We start from the raw sequence: 20,421 nt of genomic DNA on the forward strand, positions 1-20,421 counted from the left end.
TATTCTCTCCTGTTTCTGTCAATAGAAGAAAGGATCGATTTATGGCAGTTGGTTAAAAGGAAACAAAAAGACCGTTTTCACACAAAACGGTCTTTTTCGATTTCTTTTTACAGTCACAGCCACTTTTGCAAAAACCGGACAGCTTCATGCCTCATAACTGCTGTTTCGAAATGTCCCGAAGCAGAACGGACCACTCGGTAGCAATCAGCAGCTCCCTGTCCAGCATAGACAGCTGTCAATTCTTTTTCGATTTTGTCCACGCCCTCAGCCGGCGTTAACCGATCGTGTACACCAACAAGACTAAGGTGCGGGCGCGGCGCGATCAGGCTTTGGATCTCCGATGCGGAAAAATGCTTTGCAAGCGATGGGACGTAATAATAAAAGCCGTGCCTGTCAAGATTCTGTGTTTTGATCAGCACGTGATGATCCACCTGGCTGCACAAATCCACACACACCTTAATCCGGTCATCGAGCGCCGCTGTCCACCACGCCATCAAACCTCCCATAGACATGCCGATGGTTCCGATCCTGTCAGGCTGAACATCAGAGCGTGACTGCATATAGTCTAACGCACTTAAACTGTCATAAATCATCATCCCCCACATCACTTTTCCGGTGAGAAGCATTTCTTTAAATATCTCGCTTTCCGCTTTTCCCCGCCGATCTCCAAATCCCCAATGATCAATCGCAAGAACGCCGTATCCGAGTGAAGTAAGCTCATCAGAAAAAGAAGGCGTTTTCAAATAATCCGCTCCCTCAATCAGCTCACTTTTTCCCCTATCATACTGGCCCCCATGCGAATGCTGAAACAATACGGCTGGGCACGGTCCTTCTGTTTTCTTCGGCTTCACAAAATAAGCGGGCACCTTTTCATGTCCATTTAAATCGAGCAGGAGCGTTTCAACGATATTTTCTTCTCTTTCTTCAATACGTAATGTCTCAACACTGATTAGCCTCCGATCAGGCAAATCACCAAGCAATCGAAACAGTTGCTTTCTTCTTTCGGCTCTCATCCCATCACCCTTCCTTATTCGCTTACTTCACATTTACGAGACAGATCTGGGTTCCCCTCTATTTTTCCAACATAAATCACATCATTTACTAAATATTTAGTAAATATAACGAAATATTCCGAAAACAATTATTGTAACCGCTTACTTTTATATGATAATATCAATTTATCAAAAACAGATGAGTTAATATTTACTAAATAGATGAGAGGGATACCCATGGTTCGTATTAAAGATATCGCCTTGAAAGCTAAAGTTTCCAGCGCAACTGTGTCCAGAATTTTAAATGAAGATGAGTCGCTTTCTGTTGCGGGCGAAACGAGACAAAGAGTCATAAACATCGCTGAAGAACTTGGTTATCAAACCGTTGCCAAACGCCGAAAAGCCCGCGGGCAAAAACAGCGGGCTCAGCCGCTGATCGGTGTGCTGAGCTGTCTGTCCCCTGATCAGGAAAGGCAGGACCCTTACTTTTCTTCCATTCGGAAAGGGATTGAAAAGGAATGCTTTGAACAGGAAATTTTCATTACAAATTCGATTCATCTCGGCTCCTTTCAGGAACATATCTTTCGGGAATTGGATGGTGTCATTGTCATCGGCCGTGTTCATGATGAAGCGGTTAAGCATATCAGCGGAAGGCTGGAGCATGCAGTATTTATCAATCATTCACCAGATCCGCAAGCATACGATTCGATTGGAATCGATTTTGAATCGGCTTCACGCCAGGCGATTGATCACCTTTTCAACTTAGGCTACAAACGGTTAGGCTACATTGGCGGACAAGAAAAAGAGCATACGCTGAAGGACGGCCAAAGCATTCGCAGAACGATTGAAGACAAACGCCTGACCGCTTTTTTGGAGTCAGCCGCCCCCCAGCCTGAGCATGTGCTGATCGGAGAGTACAGCATGCGTGAGGGCTATCGCCTGATGAAGAAAGCAATCGATCAAAGCCATCTGCCGGAAGCATTCTTTATCGCCAGCGATTCTATGGCGATCGGCGCATTAAAAGCGCTGCAGGAAGCCGGACTGCAAGTGCCGCGGGATACTGCAATCGTCAGCTTTAACGGCATTGAGGAAGCTGAATTTGCCAGCACGCCTTTAACAACGGTGAAGGTATACACAGAGGAAATGGGCCGGACAGGCGTAAAACTGCTGCTTGACCGTCTCAATGGACGAACGCTTCCTCACCATGTCACCCTGCCCACAACATTAATTGTAAGACAAAGCTGCGGATGTATAGCAAAGGAGGTGACATAAGCAAAGATTCATCACGATGATAAGGAGGAAAAGATGAAACACACTTTTGTTTTATTTCTCTCTTTTATTCTGCTTGTTCTGCCCGGGTGTTCAGCAGAGAAAAGCTCAGCAGATACCGCAAAAAAGACGTTAACCATTTATTCTACAATGTCAACCGACAGTGAAAGAGATACGTTCAGAAAACTAGCGGCAGCATTCGAAAAGGAACACAGTGACATTCATGTCAGCCTTCATTTCCCAGGCAATGACTATGAAAATATGATGCGTGTCAGAATGGCGGCCAATGATTTGCCAGATCTATTCGATACACATGGCTGGGGGAAAATCAGGTACGGAGAATATACAGCGGATCTCCGGGATATGAAATGGACTCAAGATCTTGATCCTAATTTAAACAGCATCCTCAAAAATAAAAGCGGAAAGGTGTATGCCTATCCAATCAATCAGGCAAAAGACGGTCTGGCGTATAATCGCAATATTTTAGACCGTTACGGCATTGCTCCGCCGGAAACCATGGATGACTTTATCAAAGCACTGAGAACGATTAAAGAAAAGAGCAAGGGAAGCATTGTTCCCTTCTGGTTTGCCGGCTATGACAAAAGCTCATTCGCTCAATATTACGACCAATTCGCTACACCTCTTCTCATCACAGACCCTGCCCATAATGAAAAAAAACAGCTCACCAATGGTACTTTCAAATGGAATAAATTTACTTACTTATCGAAAATCCTCAAACAAATGCAGAAAGAAAAATTGATTAACATCGACGCCGTCACGGCAAAAAAATCACAGCTCATTGAATTAATGGCCCAAAACAAAATCGCCTTTACAATGCAAGGCGGCACACTCGGCCAAGACGTTGCCCAGATCAACTCTAACGTCGAGGTCGGCATTATCCCGACACCTGCCATACATCCCGGTGATGACCCGATATGGATCGGCGGTGAACGCTACACGCTTGCAGCATGGAAAGATTCGCCTCAATTAAAAGAGGCAAAAGATTTTATCGCATTTATGGCCCGCCCGGCCAATGCCAAACAAATGGCTGAAGCCACATCGCTTCCTTCAGGGCTGACCAATGTGAAAGCTGATATTTTCTACGCAAACGATTATGAGCATTATCAAGATGTCAAAGTCGAGCCTTACTTCGACCGGTTATACTTGCCAAACGGAATGTGGGATGTCCTGGGCACGGTTGGGCAGGAGCTCGCGGCTGACATTTTGGCGCCTCAAGACATTTCGCAGAAGCTGGGAAGAGAATATAAACGACTCCGGGAGCAATCGGAAACACAGGGAGCTGAAAACAATGAGTGAGATCGCAAGGGACGTTCATGTGAAACAGGTTAAGCCAAAAAAGCAGTCCTCACTTTGGTGGATGTACATTCCTGCTTTGCTCTCCGTTCTGGTCTTTATGATTTATCCGTTTGTGAAAGGCACATTGATTACCTTTACAAACTGGAACGGCTTTTCACAAGTCTACCAATGGGTTGGATTCGCGCAATATGAAAGGCTGTTTTCTGATCCTGACACTTGGCATATCTTAAAAAACACTCTGCTTTACGGGCTTGGCAGCACTTTTTTTCAAAATGTGGTCGGGCTTCTATACGCTCTGCTCTTAAATCAAAGCATTAAAACGAAAGCGGTAACAAGAACAATTGTGTATTTGCCGGTGATGATCAGCCCGCTCATTATGGGCTACATTTGGTACTTTTTCTTCTCCTATGACGGAGGCGCGCTCAATGATTTGCTCGGGGTCTTCGGCATCAGCCCTATTAATGCGCTCGCCAGTCCATCACTCAATCCATGGATCATTGTCATGATTAACACCTATCAATATGTCGGGATCGCTATGGTTGTCTACTTAGCCGGTCTGCAAAGCATTCCGAAAGACTACTATGAAGCGGCGCAAATGGATGGCGCGAAACAAGGCCAGCAGTTTTTTACCATCACGCTGCCTCTGTTAATGCCCTCCATTACCATTAATATGGTCATCAACATTATCGGAGGCTTAAAGCTGTTTGACGTGATCATTGCACTCACCGCAGGCGGCCCCGGAAATGCGTCACAATCCATGTCCACGTTTATGTATGATTTGTATTTCAAACGGCAGGATGCCGGCTATGCCGCAACGCAAGGCATATTTATGGCATTTGTCATTTTGATCATCAGCTTTTGCGCGCTTGCGTACTTTAAAAGAAAGGAGACGGAAATGTCATGAGAGCCGCCCGTACAAAAAGCATGCGGATCATTACGCTTCTTGCAGCCATTGTGGCCTGTGCGCATTTTATTCCTTTTTATATCCTGCTGACCACTTCATTGAAAGCAAAAGGAGACTACAGTTCGAAATGGATATTTCCAGCCGACATCTCCTTTCATAATTTTTCAGAGGCGTGGGAGCGCGCTTCGCTAGGAAACTCTTTTATAAACACCATGATCATCACAGGTTTTTCTGCCTTGTTATTAATTATATTCGGCTCACTTGCCGCCTACCCGCTTGCCCGGCGGGAAACGAAACTGAATAAAACCGTTTTTGCCTTGCTGATTTCCATTATGATCATCCCTCCGTTAACGTCCATGGTTCCTTTGTACCGAATGGTCGTGGACGCCGGAATGGTCAATACACACGCAATCGCCATTTTCATCAATACAGCGGCTTACATGCCGTTAACCGTATTCTTATATTCAGGCTTTATCCGATCGACCATTCCAAAAGAGCTTGAAGAAGCCGCAAGAATTGACGGCGCAGGCATGCTGAAAATCTTTTTTACGATTGTGTTTCCTCTGCTGAAGCCGATCACTGCGACCATCTGTATTATTTCTTGTGTCTTTATTTGGAACGACTATCAATTTGCCATTTTCTTTTTACAAGATCAAAAGGTTCAGACATTAACAGTAGCCATGGCAGGTTTTTTCGGAGAAAACGCAAACAACCTTCATTTAGTTGCCGCAGCGGCACTTATGGCAATGCTGCCGATGGTTGTTCTGTTTTTGGCGCTGCAAAAATACTTTATTGCCGGCCTGTCTTCCGGAGCGGTAAAGGGTTAACATTAAAGGGGGAAGCAATATGAAAAAGATTACATTTATCGGTGCAGGGAGCACGATTTTCGCCAAAAATGTTTTGGGAGACTGCCTGTTAACAGAGGCACTGAATGGATTTGAGTTCGCTCTTTACGACATTGATCCCAAACGCCTGCAGGAATCCCAGCTCATGCTCGAAAATCTAAGAGACCGTTATAACCCAAGTGTGGCCATCAACAGCTATGATGACAGAAAACTCGCCTTGCAAAACGCAGGCTATGTCATCAATGCGATTCAGGTTGGAGGATACAAACCGAGCACAGTCATCGATTTCGAGATTCCTAAACGGTATGGGCTGCGCCAGACGATCGCCGATACAGTAGGCATCGGCGGGATATTCAGATCTCTCAGAACAATCCCGGTCTTATTTGATATCGCAAAAGATATGGAGGAAATGTGCCCTGACGCATGGTTCTTAAACTATACAAATCCAATGGCCACTCTTACAGGCGCCATGCTCCGCTATACCAATATCAAAACAATCGGGCTCTGCCACAGTGTTCAAGTGTGCACGAAGGATTTATTTAAAGCTCTCGGAATGGAGCATGACGGAATTGAGGAACGCATCGCAGGCATTAATCATATGGCTTGGCTTTTGGAAGTCAAAAAAGACGGCACAGATTTATATCCAGAAATCAAAAGGAGAGCGAAAGAAAAACAAAAAACAAAGCATCATGATATGGTGCGGTTTGAATTAATGGATAAGTTCGGCTATTATGTCACGGAATCGTCCGAACATAACGCAGAGTATCACCCATACTTTATTAAACGGAATTACCCTGAACTGATCAGCGAGCTGCAAATCCCGCTCGACGAATATCCGAGAAGGTGCGTCAAGCAAATTGAAAATTGGGAGAAAATGCGGGATGATATCGTCAATAATAAACACCTTACGCACGAACGCTCAAAGGAATATGGTTCAAGAATTATAGAAGCAATGGAAACAAACGAATCATTCACCTTCGGAGGAAACGTCTTGAATACAGGGCTGATCACCAACCTTCCTTCAAAAGCGGTTGTGGAAGTGACATGCGTCGCCGACAGAAAAAAAATTACACCGTGCTTCGCCGGAGAACTGCCTGAGCAGCTTGCCGCCTTAAACCGGACGAATATTAATACACAGCTGATGACAATCGAAGCGGCTGTCACACGGAAAAAAGAAGCGGTTTACCAAGCTGCAATGCTTGATCCGCATACAAGCGCGGAGCTTTCCATGAAGGACATCATCTCCATGTGCGACGATTTATTTGCAGCACACGGCGATTGGCTTCCGGAATACAAATAAAAACTAGGGGACCGCTCTCCCCTAGTTTTTTGGTTTTGTTTCGCCTTCCCAGGCCATCATGCCGCCTTCAACATTGACTGTTTTAAAGCCTTGCTCATCCAGGTACTTGCAGACGTTCATGCTGCGCATTCCTGAGCGGCAGATAAATACGTACTCTTTGTCTTTATCAAGGGTTTCCATTTTTTCAGGAATATCCCCCATGCGAATATGAACGGCTTGCGGGATCATGCCTTCCGCTACCTCTTCATCTTCTCTGACATCAATTAAATATAATTCTTCGTCCGCCTCAATTTTTTCTTTCAAAGCGGCTGTGCTGATTTCTTTTATTTCCAAAGAAAACACTCCTATTCACAGTGATCATGTTCAGTATATCAAAGTCAGCTGAACGATTGCTATTCTGAGACTGATGAAAAAAATCCCCTTTTGGCAAAGGGGATTTTTTCCAGGCTTAGTTTGCCACAATATTGACAAGCTTCCCAGGCACCGCGATGATTTTCCGAATCGTTTTGCCTTCAAGCTGCTCTTTGACCTTTTCATCTGCTTGAGCAAGCTGTTCCAGCTGTTCTTTTGTTGCATCGGCAGGAACCTGTAATTTCGCTTTTACTTTTCCGTTCAGCTGAACAACGATTTCAACTTCATCATCCACAAGTTTTGTTTCATCATATACAGGCCAAGCTTCGTAGGCAATTGTGCCAGAATGGCCAAGCTTCTCCCATAGCTCTTCCGCTAAGTGTGGCGCGACAGGAGAAAGAAGCTTCACGAAGCCTTCCATATATTCTTTCGGCAGTTCTGTTGCTTTATAAGCTTCATTAATAAAGACCATCAGCTGGGAAATACCCGTGTTGAAACGAAGGCCTTCATAATGGTCTGTGACTTTCATGACCGTTTCATGATAGACGCGCTCCAATGTTTCACCCGCGCCTTCAACGATTTTGCCATTAAGCTCACCGCTGTCTTCAATAAATAGGCGCCATACACGGTCAAGGAAACGGCGCGCACCGTCTAATCCTGATTCAGACCAGGCGATTGAAGCATCAAGAGGTCCCATGAACATTTCGTACAATCTCAGCGTATCAGCACCGTGAGAGGCCACGATTTCGTCAGGATTGACAACGTTCCCTTTAGATTTACTCATTTTTTCGTTGTTTTCGCCGAGAATCATTCCTTGGTTGTACAGCTTTTGGAACGGTTCTTTCGTCGGCACTACGCCGATATCATAAAGGAACTTATGCCAGAAGCGGGCATACAGAAGGTGAAGCACGGCATGTTCTGCACCGCCGATATACATATCGACCGGAAGCCATTTTTCCAATTTTTCTGGTGATGCCAGCTGATCCGGATTGTGCGGATCAATATAGCGCAAGAAATACCAGCAGCTTCCCGCCCATTGCGGCATTGTATTCGTTTCTCTTCTTCCTTTTTTCCCTGTCTCAGGGTCTGTGACTTCCACCCACTCTTTAATGTTCGCAAGCGGTGATTCGCCCGTTCCGCTCGGTTTGATTTCATCCGTTTTTGGCAAAATCAGCGGCAGCTCCTCTTCCGGGACAGCTGTTGACGTTCCGTCTTCCCAATGAATGACCGGAATCGGCTCGCCCCAATAACGCTGGCGGCTGAAGAGCCAGTCACGAAGACGGTATGTCACTTTCTTCTCACCGTTTTTCGTTTCTTCCAGCCAAGCGATCACTTTTTCAATCGCTTCCTGTTTGTGAAGGCCGTTCAGGAAATCAGAGTTCACGTGCTCGCCGTCGCCAGTATAGGCTGCTTCCTCAACGTTCCCGCCTTTTACGACTTCCTTCACCGGAAGGCCGAATGTTTTGGCGAATTCAAAATCACGCTCATCGTGTCCAGGAACTGCCATGACAGCACCTGTTCCGTATGATGCAAGAACATAATCCGCAATCCAAATCGGCAGTTTTTCTCCGTTTACAGGATTGATCGCATACGCTCCTGTAAATACGCCTGTCTTTGTTTTCGCAAGATCTGTACGTTCTAGGTCACTCTTTGATTGAATTTCTTTGATATAAGCTTCAACAGCTTCTTTTTGCTCAGCCGTTGTGATGTTTTCCACCAATGCGTGTTCCGGGGCAAGGACAGTGTATGTAGCGCCAAACAGCGTATCTGGTCTTGTTGTAAACACCGTAAAGGAATCATCATGTCCATCTATAGCAAAATGAACGTGAGCGCCTTCCGAACGGCCGATCCAATTGCGCTGCATATCTTTAATGCTTTCCGGCCAATCAAGCTCTTCCAAGTCCTCAAGGAGCCTGTCCGCATAAGCGGTGATTTTCAGCATCCACTGCTTCATTGGGCGTCTCTCTACCGGATGGCCGCCGCGTTCGCTCTTGCCGTCAATGACTTCTTCGTTGGCAAGAACAGTACCGAGCGCAGGGCACCAATTTACAGGCACTTCGTCAACGTAAGCAAGGCCTTTTTCGTATAGCTTTAAGAAAATCCATTGCGTCCATTTATAGTATTCAGGGTCAGTCGTATTGATTTCGCGATCCCAGTCATATGAGAAGCCAAGCGCTTGAATTTGGCGGCGGAAGTTATCAATATTCTGCTTCGTAAACACAGCGGGGTCGTTCCCTGTGTCAAGCGCATATTGTTCAGCTGGCAGGCCGAATGCGTCCCAGCCCATTGGATGAAGGACATCATAGCCCTGCATGCGCTTCATGCGGGACAGAATATCCGTAGCTGTGTATCCTTCAGGATGGCCGACGTGCAACCCAGCTCCAGACGGATAAGGAAACATGTCCAGCGCGTAGAATTTTTGTTTTTCATTATTATCAAGAGTGGCAAATGTTTTGTTTTCAAGCCAATATGTCTGCCATTTCTTTTCTATCTCTTTGTGCTGAAAACTCAAAGTAAAAACCTCCTTCTGATTGAATACGGCGTGTATGGTTCAAGTATTGACGGGAAGGAGAGGATTATATTCAGAATATTCCCAAACTAAAAAAAACTCCCTCATCCCAAAAAGGGACGAGAGACTTTCGTTTTCCCGCGGTACCACCCTCGTTAGCGCGGCATACGCCGCACTCACTTGATACTTTTAACGCAGTTATGCGTCAGCGGCTTTTCACCGCTGCAACTCTGAGGTGAGTTCGGAAACAAACTTGATTGACTTTCACCAGCCGTCAACTCTCTGCAACAATATCTGTTTCTTACTGCTCCTCTTCATTGTTCTTATCGCAACCGTAATCTAACTGTATTTTATAGAATTCTGTTCATAAGTGCAAGCAGGTTTGTATACAATGGGAATGTACCCTGAACGGGCGGAGATTGAGGACAATTATTCGGGTGGAGTTTTGGTTTGACGTTTGGACTCGGCCGGTTCGCCGCCGCTGTTCAGTTCTCTCACAAAGTCAAAACTTCTGAGAACAGCTTCACCGCCGTAGCCTGAGATAATGGATAAGATGACAAGTTGAATTCCTGAATCGGGGTCAGCGGATAATACAAGTAAAATGGAAGCCGTCATGCCGATAAACCAATCTTCCAAAAATCCAAGGTAGATAAACCGCTTCGTCATTCTGGGCTTCTCCAGTCTGCCTCTCTTTTTCACATGACCGAGAATCCCCATGATTCCTCCAATTACACAAGCAATAAGTACCTGATGCAGCATCTTCATCATCACCTTCCTAAAGCCCTTATTTCGTAAAGCGACTTCAGGCCATCCAGCCCCCTTAAACGATTCCGATGATTTTCGATATCTACATACCGGCAAATCTGTAAAAAGCTTGTTTCTTCCATTATATGTGAACACATGATCGGTAAGCTTGATGCATTGGATTCATTTTTCACCCAGTGACATTGACCTAGTCACCTATTTAGCATGCAGAAAACCTTTCCGTTCATATGTTCAAATTCTGTTCTTATTTTTAGTGTATACGAGGACAAGCCCTAATGACAAACAACAAACTGCACTTGCTTGAATCAGAACAAGTGTTGTGCTACGGTTACTGTAGAATTCATTTTTAAAAAGGGGAATATCAGGCTTTCGCATAGCAAGCTGACGGCCTAAGGGGGATTTATATGGCTAGTTTTCAATCATTTGGGATACCAGGACAGCTGGAAGTCATCAAAAAAGCGCTTGATCACGTGCGAGTCGGTGTGGTAATTACAGATCCCGCACTTGAAGATAATCCTATTGTCTACGTAAATCAAGGCTTTGTTCAAATGACCGGCTACGAGACCGAGGAAATTTTAGGAAAGAACTGCCGCTTCTTACAGGGGAAACACACAGATCCTGCAGAAGTGGACAACATCAGAACCGCTTTACAAAATAAAGAACCGGTCACCGTTCAGATCCAAAACTACAAAAAAGACGGAACGATGTTCTGGAATGAATTAAATATTGATCCAATGGAAATAGAGGATAAAACGTATTTTGTCGGAATTCAGAATGATATCACCAAGCAAAAAGAATATGAAAAGCTTCTCGAGGATTCCCTCACGGAAATTACTGCACTTTCAACTCCTATTGTCCCGATTCGCAATGGTATTTCGGCTCTTCCGCTAGTCGGAAACCTGACAGAGGAGCGATTTAATTCCATCGTTTGCACATTGACGAATATCTTATCAACATCCAAAGATGATTATTTGATCATTGATTTATCCGGATTGGCCCAAGTGAACGAACAAACGGCCGACCAAATTTTCAAGCTGAGCCATTTGCTGAAATTGACCGGAACTGAGTTAATCATTACCGGCATTAAACCTGAATTGGCTATGAAAATGAATAAACTGGATGCCAATTTTTCGTCGCTGAAAACATATTCAAATGTAAAGGATGCCGTTAAAGTGCTTCCGATTATGTAAAAAGATCCCGCTCATCCGGCGGGATCTTTCAGATTGTTGACAAAATCCTAAAATGGTTTTCATTTTAGGATTTTGTCATCTTTTCAGCGTGATTGAAAACCCTTGAAGTCTAGGAAGGACGGGCATAGGAGCGGAGCGAATGTTCTAATTCGTGAGCACCGAAGCGCAGGCCTGACAACGAATGCGAGGGTTTGTCGACACGCTGAAAAATCCCGCTCACCCAGCGGGATCTTTTATTATGAAGAGATTGATGCCTGCTTATTTGTTTCTTTAGCTGATTTTAGCCGTTTGTCATATAGAAGCGTTGTGGCAATACTGATCAGCAGCAATACCAACAGAGATAAAACAAGAGCCCTAATGCCGTAATGATCGACAAGCACTCCTCCGAACAGGGGACCAATCATTCTGCCGCCTGTCGCCGCACTGTTGACAAAGCCTTGATAAAAGCCTTCTTTCCCTTTAGGGGCAAGCTGATTGGCAATAGTCGGCACAGCAGGCCAAACAAGCATTTCTCCGATAGTCAGGATCACCATCGCAGCGAGAAACATCGGAAATTGCTTTGCAGTCAGCAGCATGCTGAAAGACACAATAAAAATGATAAAGCCGATGACCATTTGCGCTTTTAGCGACTCGGCCCATTTTTTCACCACAAAACTGACGAGCGGCTGGCCGAGCACAATGAGAATTCCGTTAACCGTCCACAGCACGCTGTATAAGGAAAGAGATATTCCAATGCTTTGTGTGTACGAAGCAATTGTGGTTGACCATTGAGAATAAGCCAGCCATCCCAGTACATAGCCTCCGCTTAAAATGATCAGTGCGGCAAATTTTGCTTTGCTGTTCACAGCATCGTAATCAAGCACGGATGTTTGGGACGCATCTCCCGTCTGAATATTTCGAAATCCGAAATATACAATAAAGAAAAAGACCAGATACAGCGCGGCATTCGCCAAAAATACATATGAAAACGAGAAAGACGCCACGACACCGCCAAGCGCTGAACCGACAGCCACACCTGCGTTTTGCGCGACATATATCGCATTAAATGCCTTCCTTCCCCCTTCAGGCCATACCGATCCTGCCATTGCGTAGCTGGCCGGAAAAACAACACCGGAGCCAAAGCCCACAATCGTCAGCAGCACAATATAGGCTGGCCAATCATGAAAAAAGACAAGGCCCATCAGGCTTGCTAACGTAATGGCTATCCCAAGCATAATCGATTTAAAACCGCCGATTTTATCAAACAAAAAACCTCCGCATAAATTACCAGCCACACTGGCGCCGGAATTCAGCATCAGGACAAGTCCGGCTACTGTTAACGACTTTCCTAAATGATTATGGATATAAATCGTATTCAGCGGCCATAAAAAAGAAGCACCCGTCACATTGATAAACATTCCAATGACTAAAATTTTAAGAGCACGCGGCATACTCATCCCCCTTTCTTACTTAAAAAAGCTCATGAAAAAAACGAAACCTAAAACGGCTCCGTACGAATCCAGTTATCATAGCACATTCATTCTATCTGTCTCTCTCACATTTTTCAACTGATGAACGTGAAAAAATCTAACAAATATTGTTTGAAAAATGTAAAATAAATAGAAAAAGGGGTCATATTATGGAAATGGTATTAGCATTCTTAGGTTTTCTGGCATGTCTCATTTCACTGGGCTATGGATTATATCACCTTGTCAGATATGTACTGAAAAAGGAAAAACGTTTCTCCAAGAGACTTTTTTGGCCGCTTTTCATTGGAGGCCTTGTGCTGCTCTTTACCGGGGCAGAATTGGCAGAACCTGACACTTCCGCAGCAAATGCCGAGAAAAAATATTCAGCGCTAAACGCCGAATATAAAAACCTCACAAAAGAGCACGAAGAACTTGAGAAAGAATATAAATCTGTCAGCTTCGAAGCAAAGAAATTAAAAGACAACAAAGAAGATCAAGACAAGCTTGAGAAGCTTAAAAACGAAAATAGCGATCTAAAAAAGACTCAGAAATCATTAAAAGCTGAGATTAAAGAGCTTCAAGAAAATCAAAAGCAGCTCAAAGAAGATGCAAAAACGGCAAAGGCTGAAAACGAAACACTTCGACAAGATAAAACAAAGCTTGAAAATCAATTAAAAGAGACGGAAAGCCAAACCGCCAGTTCTCATGAAGACACTGGAAGTTCTTCAAACAATACGAGTAAAAGTGATGAAACCAAAACAGCTGACAAAGCAGAAGGCTGTAATATCAAAGGAAGCAAAAACGGCATCTACCACACGCCAGGCAGTACATACTACGACCGGACAACCGATCCGGCTGAAATGTTTTGCTCAGTTGAAGAAGCTGAAGCCGCCGGTTATCGGGCGCCAAAACGATAAACAAAAAGCTCCAGAATGTCTGGAGCTTTTTCTGTTTCACAACGACGATTTAATGACCTTCTTATAATAAAGAACTGACAGAAAACCAAAAATGGAGTAGAGCGCAGTATATAACACCATCACCATAATCATAGGCGCCCATACCTCTGATCCGAATAAGAACCAGCCGGATTGGACGGCAAAGTAACTGTGGAAGAGGCCGACAACGAGCGGAATGCCGAAGTTGTACATTTGTTTGATGCGTATCCCCTTTATCAGGTCGCCCTGCGTAAAACCGAGTTTTCTTAAAATCGTATAGCTCGGTTTTTCATCTTCACTTTCTCCCATTTGTTTAAAATAAAGGATACAACCTGATGTAATCAGGAACGTTAACCCTAAGAAGCCGACGATGAACATCACCATACCAAACAGTGATTTTTGCGCAGCGCTTGTATCCAGTCTTGATAAATGCTCGTTTTTCTTGTTCACCTGTTGAAAAAGCTCATTTGCTTTTTCCATTTGATCTTCATGTTTCACATTGATGCCGATAAATGTAGATTGCGCCAGCTGAATGCGGGGGTCTTTATCCTTGTCCAGCTGTTTAAACAGGCTGTCATCCACAATGACAGCGGGCATGCCCCCGCTTGTAAACGTGTAGGATACAAGAAACTCTTCTCTTAATCCTTTATATTTTAATGGCTGCGCCTCATGCTTGCTTTTTACTTTAATAACACCAGAGTCCTTGAAAACCATTATTTTTTGCAGCAAGTCGGTGTATCCTGAGAAAACGGCTTCTCCAGCCGCCACATCGACTCCTTTTACATCTTTGTCGCTAACAACAGCAAGCTGCATATTGCCGGGATCGCCCTGCATCTCTTTCGGAGTTCCATCCATGATATTTGCAATGTCAACATTTGCTTGCAGGACAGGTGTTGCCTTTTTTACAAACGAGATGTTGCTTTCCCTCAATCTGTTTTCAAATAACTTGGCATCTTTCTCATTCATGAATGAAAAATCAGCCGCTACATTTTGTTCAGCGGTCTTTTCCGACGAGTAATACGAGATGTAAGCAAGAGATAACAGCCCGATGGCGAGCGCTGAAACGGTTGTAATAATCGTCAGCAGCAATGCGTTCGATTTCATTCTGAACATGATCGATGACAGTGACAGGACCTCAGAAATATTTAAGTAGCCGCCCTTGCTTTTTCGAATGATATTCGAGATAAACGTAACTGATCCTTTATAAAACAAAAACGTCCCGATAATGACGCTCCCCAGAATGAAGCTCATCGCACCAAACAGTTCATTAATGGTCTTAAATTTTCCGCCAAACAGCTCAGAAGACACATAGTATCCTGTCAAAATCAACACGATGCCTAAAGCGCCGATCAGCATTTGGAAAAATGATATTTTCTTTACTTTGTCTTCAGTGGAGGACGTTACTTTAAACAAAGATAAAATACTCTGTTTTTTGATAAACGTATAATTCATGATCATGATCAAAAGGTAAATGCCGCAGAACACAATGACCGTTTGGACCAAGGCCTGCTCAGAAAAATGCAGTTTCGCATCCGCTTTGACATCGACAATTTTGAACAGAATCATCAAGACCAGCTTCGATATCGAAAACCCGGCCGCTACCCCGATCGCTAATGAACCGAAATACAGCATGACATTTTCTGCACTTAAGATGCGAAAAATTTTATGCTTCGTCATTCCAATTAATTGAAAAAGCCCGATTTCTTTGCTCCGTCTCTTAATAAAAATCGTATTGGCATATAAAATGAAGATCGCCACTACAGCCACAAGCAAAATCGAAGCGGTTTTAATAGCCGCGGCTCCCTTGATTGAAGCCTTCACTTCGTTAATTGCTGGATCATACTGCAGCGTGACAAAGGCGAAATAAAGCGCCACACTAAAGATGAGCGCAAACACATACAGATAGTAATTACGAAGATTCTTTTTCAAATTTCGCAGGATGAGCTGATTAATGTTCATGCTGCACCCCGCCTAACACGCCTTGCGTTTTCATAATATCCTGGAAAAACGTCTGCCTGTCCTGGCCCCCTTTATTCAGCTGTGTATACATTTGCCCGTCCTTAATAAAAATGACTCTGCTGCAGTAGCTGGCAGCGACGGGATCATGGGTAACCATAATAATCGTGGCGTTTCGTTTTTGATTGAGCTGGCTCAGCTTATTTAATAGATCAGAGGCCGATTTCGAATCAAGCGCGCCGGTCGGTTCATCAGCGAAAATAATGCTCGGGTCATGAATAAACGCTCTTCCGGCGGATGTTCTCTGCTTCTGGCCGCCGGAAATTTCATTCGGGTACTTATCCCGCAATTCATATATTCCCAGTTCCTTTGCAACTTCCTCAAACTTGCGATTGGCTTCCTTTTTTGATAGTTTCGTGATCGATAAAGGCAGAAGGATATTCTCTTTCACTGTCAATGTGTCTAACAAATTGTAATCCTGAAAGATAAAGCCTAAATGCTGTTTTCTAAATTCAGCCAGCTGCTTTTCCTTCATAGCTGTCATGTCATTTCCATTAATATGAATGGTTCCGTGACTGACCTGATCGATTGAGGACAGAACGTTGAGCAAAGTGGTTTTTCCCGACCCGGAAGCACCCATAATACTGACGAATTCGCCCTTTTCAATGTGAATATCGATGCCCTTCAGCACTTCCTGTTTATTCAGCTTGTTTCCATAACTTTTTCGAATTTTATTCGCTTCTAAAATCACCATTTACGCAGTCTCCTTTATATTGGATAATCTCATTATAAAAAGGAATGCCGGGCTTTTCCTTCGATACGGCGAACAAAAAAGAAAAGCATGTGACATTTTCGTCACACGCTTATGACATGTTCAAATTGATTCCGTATTGGAAAGGTTAATGTAAAAACTGTCCCCGCACCAAACTCCGACTCAACATCAATATGGATCAATAACGGCGCCGCTGCTTTTTTTGCCAAGTACAGCCCCATGCCAGTTGACGCTTGATCATGGTGATCCGTTGTGGATGTAAACCCTTTATCAAAAATACGCGGTACATCTTTTGGATCAATGCCCCTGCCACAGTCTTTCACTTGGAGCTGCGTCTGTTCCCCTTTTTGAAAGCTTTTGATCTCGATTTCAGAGGCTTCGCTGTATTTCACCGCGTTTGTCAGCAGCTGCCTGATGATAAACGCCAGCCATTTTGCATCGCTCAGCACTTCTTTTGCATCGAGCTGTATGTCAAAACCGATCCCTTTTTGGATACACCACGATTGTAAATCTTTGATTTCTTTAAAGATCAAAGGCTGAAGCTGAATGAATTCTACTGACAGGTCGTTTTCAATAAATGAAATGCGTTTTTGATGAAGCTGCTGATCAAGAAGCAGGTGAATACGCAGCCATTCATATGACAGCTGGGATTTCAGTGCTTTTTCTTCCATTCTATCAATGATTAAATGCATCGCTGTTAATGGAGTTTTAACCTCATGGATCCATGCCATCAGCTCATCTTTTTCATTTTCCAATGCTAAGCGATGCCGTGCTGCGGTCTGCTTCAAGTGTTCTGTTTGCCCGGCAATGCTTCTTTCAACCATTGCTTCAAACGGCGTTTCCGGTTCATTTATGGCTGTCACATCGAGATTGTTCTCCCATGTTTTCAAGCTTTTATAAAACGCTGTTTCTTTCCGATAGCGGAACCAAAGGAATATGATAAAAAACAAGATGCACAAATACACCATATAAAGTACATTCCCGAATGATATGGAAGGATCGACAAAAGCAATGAACAGCATCAAAGCCTGCTGAAACAAAAACGCGGCAATCCAGCTCCGCCTTTCTATAAGGAATGCTTTAATCATAGAACTTGTCCTCTTCCTTCGCGATGTAGCCCTGGCCCACCTTTGTCTCGATATATGCGCCAAGCTGCAGGACGTCCAGTTTTTTTCGCAGGCGATTGACATTGACGGTCAGCGTATTATCACTAACAAAACGCTCATCGTTCCACAAGCTTCTGATCAGCTCTTCCCGGCTGACGATCTTGTTTTTTTGCTCTATTAATTGTTTTAGAATGAACATTTCATTTTTGGTCAGTTCAACAGATCCTTTGTCATTGCTGACGAGGTTCTGCTCCGCGTCTACAGCAGCGCCGCACCACGTTTTAATCGTATTCGGCTCCGTATTATAATGGTGCACACGCCGGAACATCGCTTGGATTTTCGCGATCAGCACTTCAAAATGAAATGGCTTTTGAATAAAGTCATCTGCCCCGAGCTGCATGGACATCACCATATCAGCAGGATGATCCCGGGAGGATAAAAAGAGAATCGGAACATTTGACCGGGAGCGGATCAGCCGGCACCAATGAAAACCGTCAAATTTAGGCAGCTGTACATCAATAATGACACAATCAGGATTAACCGCCGCAAATTCCTGCAGCACCTGACTGAAATCCTGAATGCCGTATACATCATAGGACCATCCCGTTAAACGATCCTTGATTTCATGAAACAGTGATTCATCATCTTCAATCAGCAAAAGTTTAAACAATCAATTCACCGCACTTTTTCCTTTTTTATCAAGTGTATAGCAAAACGCCAGCATGCGCTATAGAAAAAGCCGGCTGTCTCAGCCGGCTCGTTCGCATTATAATTCTCTTCTCAACGCTGTCAGCACGTTGGTTTTGGTAGCTTTTCTCGCCGGGTTCATTCCGGAAATGACTGCGACCCCTCCGCAAATCACAACGGCAATGATCACAAGGCTCGCCGGGATGTAGGAGAATGTGTAATTCAAGTCGCCCGCATCGCCTCCGCTTGTGGCCGCGAGAATCATCGGAACGGCCAGGTTGACAAGGTAGCTGACGCCGTAGGAAATGATAATTCCAATCACACAGCCTAAAATCCCGATATACGCGCTTTCCATCAGGAACATTCGGCGAATGATAGACGGACTCGCCCCAATCGCTTTCATAATGCCGATCTCTTGCGTTCTCTCTGTCACCGCCATCGTCATCGTGTTAAAAATGCCGATCGCTGAAATGATAACTGCGATACATCCGACAAAGATCAGTCCGATTTTGAAGACCATGAAGAAGGTGTTAGCCCCCTCAAGTTCGGTAGTCACTGATGTGACATAGTACCCGTCATCTGTTAGATCATTTGTCAGCTGTTCCACATTCTCAAACTTATCAGCAAAAACGCCAATCTTAGTTTCAACATTTCCGTCTTTGAAATCTAAGAATTCCGAAAAATCTTTTTTGAATTGATCACTGATAAAAATGTTTGAGTCCTCCATCCAGTCTTGAGATGGTTTTTTTGTAATACCGACAATTTTAAAGTCATATGTTTTTGTTTTTGTAACATCCCCTGTTTTAGGATCTGTCTTCGATACACTTAGTTCAATTGTTTTGTTCAGAATATCTTTCGTATAGCCCTTTGGTTCTTTTATATCTTCTGGATTTCCTTTTGCTTCCTCGATTTTTTTGTTATATTCTTCCGATTCTTTTTTCGTTAATAATCTCTTTGCGAAGTCGTATCCTACTACGATTTCATTTTCCGACTTTGCGACTCTTCCCTTTTCCAATTCCATATTGGCCTTTAATTCATCATTCATATTAGTAAAAATGAGATTTGAGCTTTCATTTGTACGATTGCCTAAAGTAGCTTTGTTTGGTTCATACACTTGCGTTCTTTCTACAACTGACCTTACGTGATCATACTTCTCTAAGTCAGCTTTTTTAATAGGCTTGTCTCCTTCCTTGCCCATTACACTGACTTTCGTTACAACCTGCTGGCTCATTGTCATATCTGTAATTGTCTTTTGAATCCCAAACCCAACGGACGACAGCACAACCAAAAACGCACACGCCATTGTTGTCGCAAGAATCGTCATAAAGACGCGAAGTCTGTTTTTCTTCATATTTCTTCTGATAAAATGAACCTGATCCTTAAACCTCAACGGTAATTCCTCCTTTTAGCACACCATCATGAAGCTGAAATTTTGAATGTCCGATAGAAGCGACTTCATCATCGTGAGTAATGATCACAAATGTAATGCCACGCTCACGATTCAGCTGCTGGATCAATTCCAGCACTTCATGTTCCGTTTCTGAATCAAGGCTTCCCGTCGGCTCATCCGCTAAGATAATCGAAGGATTTAAAATCAACGCTCGAGCAATACTGACACGCTGCTGCTGGCCGCCTGACAGTTCATTCGGATAATGAGCGGCGTGGTTTTCCAGACCGACGCGTTTCAGCATGTCCTGCACCTTTTGCTTCCGCTCAGAGGGCTTGATCCCTTTTAACGCCAGCGGCATTTCCACATTCTCATACGTCGTTAAACCCGGAATGAGCTGAAAGCTTTGGAAAATAAACCCGAAATGGTCAAGCCGAAATTGCGCCCATTCCTTTTCATTAAACCCCGTAACATCAGTGCCATTAATGACAATCCGCCCTTTTGTCGGCGATATGTAGCCGGAAATCAAATTCAAAAGCGTTGATTTCCCTGAGCCGCTTCGCCCGACAATACAGGCGATCTCACCTTTCGCCACGCTCAATGAAACATCCTTCAATACTGGAACTTCATTCTCACGGCCCTTTTTTCCGATCGTGAAAGAATGGTCGATATGCTGAACATCAATCAT

The 20,421-nt window shown here is 44.0% G+C and carries 18 protein-coding genes and 1 other annotated feature; of the genes, 7 read left to right on the forward strand and 11 right to left on the reverse strand.

Annotated elements, in window-relative coordinates; translation table 11 throughout:
- Positions 1 to 113 precede the first annotated feature (113 nt).
- Positions 114 to 1,013 carry a dienelactone hydrolase family protein gene (locus CW370_RS15490; RefSeq protein WP_024572198.1) on the reverse strand — a complete coding sequence of 300 codons (900 nt, stop codon included), beginning with the start codon at positions 1,011 to 1,013 and terminating at the stop codon, positions 114 to 116.
- Between the two features lie 216 nt (positions 1,014 to 1,229).
- On the opposite strand from CW370_RS15490, the gene CW370_RS15495 reads away from it, so the two are divergent.
- From CW370_RS15495 to melA, 5 genes are read left to right on the forward strand one after another with little or no spacing between them, the layout of a single operon-like run.
- Complete coding sequence (locus tag CW370_RS15495; protein ID WP_024572199.1) at positions 1,230 to 2,264, forward strand: LacI family DNA-binding transcriptional regulator; 1,035 nt, start codon at positions 1,230 to 1,232, stop codon at positions 2,262 to 2,264.
- A 33-nt stretch (positions 2,265 to 2,297) separates the two neighbouring features.
- Positions 2,298 to 3,578 (forward strand): ABC transporter substrate-binding protein, encoded by a 1,281-nt coding sequence (locus tag CW370_RS15500; RefSeq protein WP_029946335.1) that lies wholly within the window; start codon positions 2,298 to 2,300, stop codon positions 3,576 to 3,578.
- On the forward strand, positions 3,571 to 4,482 hold the full coding sequence (locus CW370_RS15505; protein WP_015251409.1) for a carbohydrate ABC transporter permease: 912 nt from the start codon (positions 3,571 to 3,573) through the stop codon (positions 4,480 to 4,482). The genes CW370_RS15500 and CW370_RS15505 overlap by 8 nt, the downstream gene beginning before the upstream one ends.
- Entirely contained in the window at positions 4,479 to 5,309 is an 831-nt protein-coding gene (locus tag CW370_RS15510; RefSeq protein ID WP_024572928.1) for a carbohydrate ABC transporter permease, read from the forward strand. The genes CW370_RS15505 and CW370_RS15510 overlap by 4 nt, the downstream gene beginning before the upstream one ends.
- 19 nt (positions 5,310 to 5,328) lie before the next feature.
- Complete coding sequence (melA, locus tag CW370_RS15515) at positions 5,329 to 6,627, forward strand: alpha-galactosidase MelA (RefSeq protein WP_024572927.1); 1,299 nt, start codon at positions 5,329 to 5,331, stop codon at positions 6,625 to 6,627.
- A gap of 21 nt (positions 6,628 to 6,648) precedes the next feature.
- Here melA and CW370_RS15520 read toward each other — a convergent pair whose 3' ends face one another.
- The 3 genes from CW370_RS15520 to CW370_RS15530 form a co-directional block, all read right to left on the reverse strand.
- Positions 6,649 to 6,960 carry a rhodanese-like domain-containing protein gene (locus CW370_RS15520; protein WP_004398993.1) on the reverse strand — a complete coding sequence of 104 codons (312 nt, stop codon included), beginning with the start codon at positions 6,958 to 6,960 and terminating at the stop codon, positions 6,649 to 6,651.
- 115 nt (positions 6,961 to 7,075) lie between these two features.
- Positions 7,076 to 9,490 (reverse strand): leucine--tRNA ligase, encoded by a 2,415-nt coding sequence (gene leuS / locus CW370_RS15525; RefSeq protein ID WP_003246072.1) that lies wholly within the window; start codon positions 9,488 to 9,490, stop codon positions 7,076 to 7,078.
- Positions 9,491 to 9,599: 109 nt separating this feature from the next.
- Positions 9,600 to 9,814 (reverse strand) — a binding site (T-box leader).
- A gap of 102 nt (positions 9,815 to 9,916) precedes the next feature.
- A complete protein-coding gene (locus tag CW370_RS15530) occupies positions 9,917 to 10,252 on the reverse strand; it encodes a DUF4257 domain-containing protein (protein ID WP_003246114.1) in 336 nt (111 codons plus the stop codon).
- Positions 10,253 to 10,656: 404 nt separating this feature from the next.
- On the opposite strand from CW370_RS15530, the gene CW370_RS15535 reads away from it, so the two are divergent.
- On the forward strand, positions 10,657 to 11,442 hold the full coding sequence (locus CW370_RS15535) for a blue-light photoreceptor (RefSeq protein WP_004399022.1): 786 nt from the start codon (positions 10,657 to 10,659) through the stop codon (positions 11,440 to 11,442).
- 236 nt (positions 11,443 to 11,678) lie between these two features.
- Here CW370_RS15535 and CW370_RS15540 read toward each other — a convergent pair whose 3' ends face one another.
- Complete coding sequence (locus CW370_RS15540) at positions 11,679 to 12,872, reverse strand: MDR family MFS transporter (RefSeq protein ID WP_024572130.1); 1,194 nt, start codon at positions 12,870 to 12,872, stop codon at positions 11,679 to 11,681.
- Positions 12,873 to 13,060: 188 nt separating this feature from the next.
- On the opposite strand from CW370_RS15540, the gene CW370_RS15545 reads away from it, so the two are divergent.
- The gene (locus CW370_RS15545) at positions 13,061 to 13,807 is read left to right on the forward strand and encodes an LMBR1 domain-containing protein (RefSeq protein ID WP_024572131.1); all 747 of its coding nucleotides are present in this window, start codon (positions 13,061 to 13,063) and stop codon (positions 13,805 to 13,807) included.
- 36 nt (positions 13,808 to 13,843) lie between these two features.
- Here CW370_RS15545 and bceB read toward each other — a convergent pair whose 3' ends face one another.
- The 6 genes from bceB to ytrE form a co-directional block, all read right to left on the reverse strand.
- Complete coding sequence (gene bceB, locus CW370_RS15550; RefSeq protein ID WP_101169793.1) at positions 13,844 to 15,784, reverse strand: bacitracin ABC transporter permease BceB; 1,941 nt, start codon at positions 15,782 to 15,784, stop codon at positions 13,844 to 13,846.
- Positions 15,774 to 16,535 (reverse strand): bacitracin ABC transporter ATP-binding protein BceA, encoded by a 762-nt coding sequence (bceA, locus tag CW370_RS15555; protein WP_029946123.1) that lies wholly within the window; start codon positions 16,533 to 16,535, stop codon positions 15,774 to 15,776. The genes bceB and bceA overlap by 11 nt, the downstream gene beginning before the upstream one ends.
- Positions 16,536 to 16,636: 101 nt before the next feature.
- Positions 16,637 to 17,641 carry a two-component sensor histidine kinase BceS gene (gene bceS / locus CW370_RS15560; RefSeq protein ID WP_024573099.1) on the reverse strand — a complete coding sequence of 335 codons (1,005 nt, stop codon included), beginning with the start codon at positions 17,639 to 17,641 and terminating at the stop codon, positions 16,637 to 16,639.
- Positions 17,634 to 18,329 carry a two-component response regulator BceR gene (gene bceR, locus CW370_RS15565; RefSeq protein WP_024573098.1) on the reverse strand — a complete coding sequence of 232 codons (696 nt, stop codon included), beginning with the start codon at positions 18,327 to 18,329 and terminating at the stop codon, positions 17,634 to 17,636. The genes bceS and bceR overlap by 8 nt, the downstream gene beginning before the upstream one ends.
- Before the next feature lie 96 nt (positions 18,330 to 18,425).
- A complete protein-coding gene (ytrF, locus tag CW370_RS15570; protein WP_024573097.1) occupies positions 18,426 to 19,736 on the reverse strand; it encodes an ABC transporter permease YtrF in 1,311 nt (436 codons plus the stop codon).
- A complete protein-coding gene (gene ytrE / locus CW370_RS15575; RefSeq protein ID WP_003229129.1) occupies positions 19,726 to 20,421 on the reverse strand; it encodes an ABC transporter ATP-binding protein YtrE in 696 nt (231 codons plus the stop codon). Before ytrE ends, ytrF begins: the two co-directional genes overlap by 11 nt.

The sequence above is a fragment of the Bacillus sp. SN32 genome (assembly GCF_002837495.1).
In the GTDB taxonomy this organism is placed as follows: Bacteria; Bacillota; Bacilli; order Bacillales; family Bacillaceae; genus Bacillus; species Bacillus subtilis.

Excerpts from the sequence above, each read along its gene's own strand:
- CW370_RS15490 (WP_024572198.1), bottom strand. The coding sequence starts at position 1,013 with ATGAGAGCCGAAAGAAGAAAGCAACTGTTTCGATTGCTTGGTGATTTG.
- CW370_RS15495 (WP_024572199.1), top strand. The coding sequence starts at position 1,230 with ATGGTTCGTATTAAAGATATCGCCTTGAAAGCTAAAGTTTCCAGCGCA.
- CW370_RS15500 (WP_029946335.1), top strand. The coding sequence starts at position 2,298 with ATGAAACACACTTTTGTTTTATTTCTCTCTTTTATTCTGCTTGTTCTG.
- CW370_RS15505 (WP_015251409.1), top strand. The coding sequence starts at position 3,571 with ATGAGTGAGATCGCAAGGGACGTTCATGTGAAACAGGTTAAGCCAAAA.
- CW370_RS15510 (WP_024572928.1), top strand. The coding sequence starts at position 4,479 with ATGAGAGCCGCCCGTACAAAAAGCATGCGGATCATTACGCTTCTTGCA.
- melA (WP_024572927.1), top strand. The coding sequence starts at position 5,329 with ATGAAAAAGATTACATTTATCGGTGCAGGGAGCACGATTTTCGCCAAA.
- CW370_RS15530 (WP_003246114.1), bottom strand. The coding sequence starts at position 10,252 with ATGAAGATGCTGCATCAGGTACTTATTGCTTGTGTAATTGGAGGAATC.
- CW370_RS15535 (WP_004399022.1), top strand. The coding sequence starts at position 10,657 with ATGGCTAGTTTTCAATCATTTGGGATACCAGGACAGCTGGAAGTCATC.
- CW370_RS15540 (WP_024572130.1), bottom strand. The coding sequence starts at position 12,872 with ATGCCGCGTGCTCTTAAAATTTTAGTCATTGGAATGTTTATCAATGTG.
- CW370_RS15545 (WP_024572131.1), top strand. The coding sequence starts at position 13,061 with ATGGAAATGGTATTAGCATTCTTAGGTTTTCTGGCATGTCTCATTTCA.
- bceB (WP_101169793.1), bottom strand. The coding sequence starts at position 15,784 with ATGAACATTAATCAGCTCATCCTGCGAAATTTGAAAAAGAATCTTCGT.
- bceA (WP_029946123.1), bottom strand. The coding sequence starts at position 16,535 with ATGGTGATTTTAGAAGCGAATAAAATTCGAAAAAGTTATGGAAACAAG.
- bceS (WP_024573099.1), bottom strand. The coding sequence starts at position 17,641 with ATGATTAAAGCATTCCTTATAGAAAGGCGGAGCTGGATTGCCGCGTTT.
- ytrE (WP_003229129.1), bottom strand. The coding sequence starts at position 20,421 with ATGATTGATGTTCAGCATATCGACCATTCTTTCACGATCGGAAAAAAG.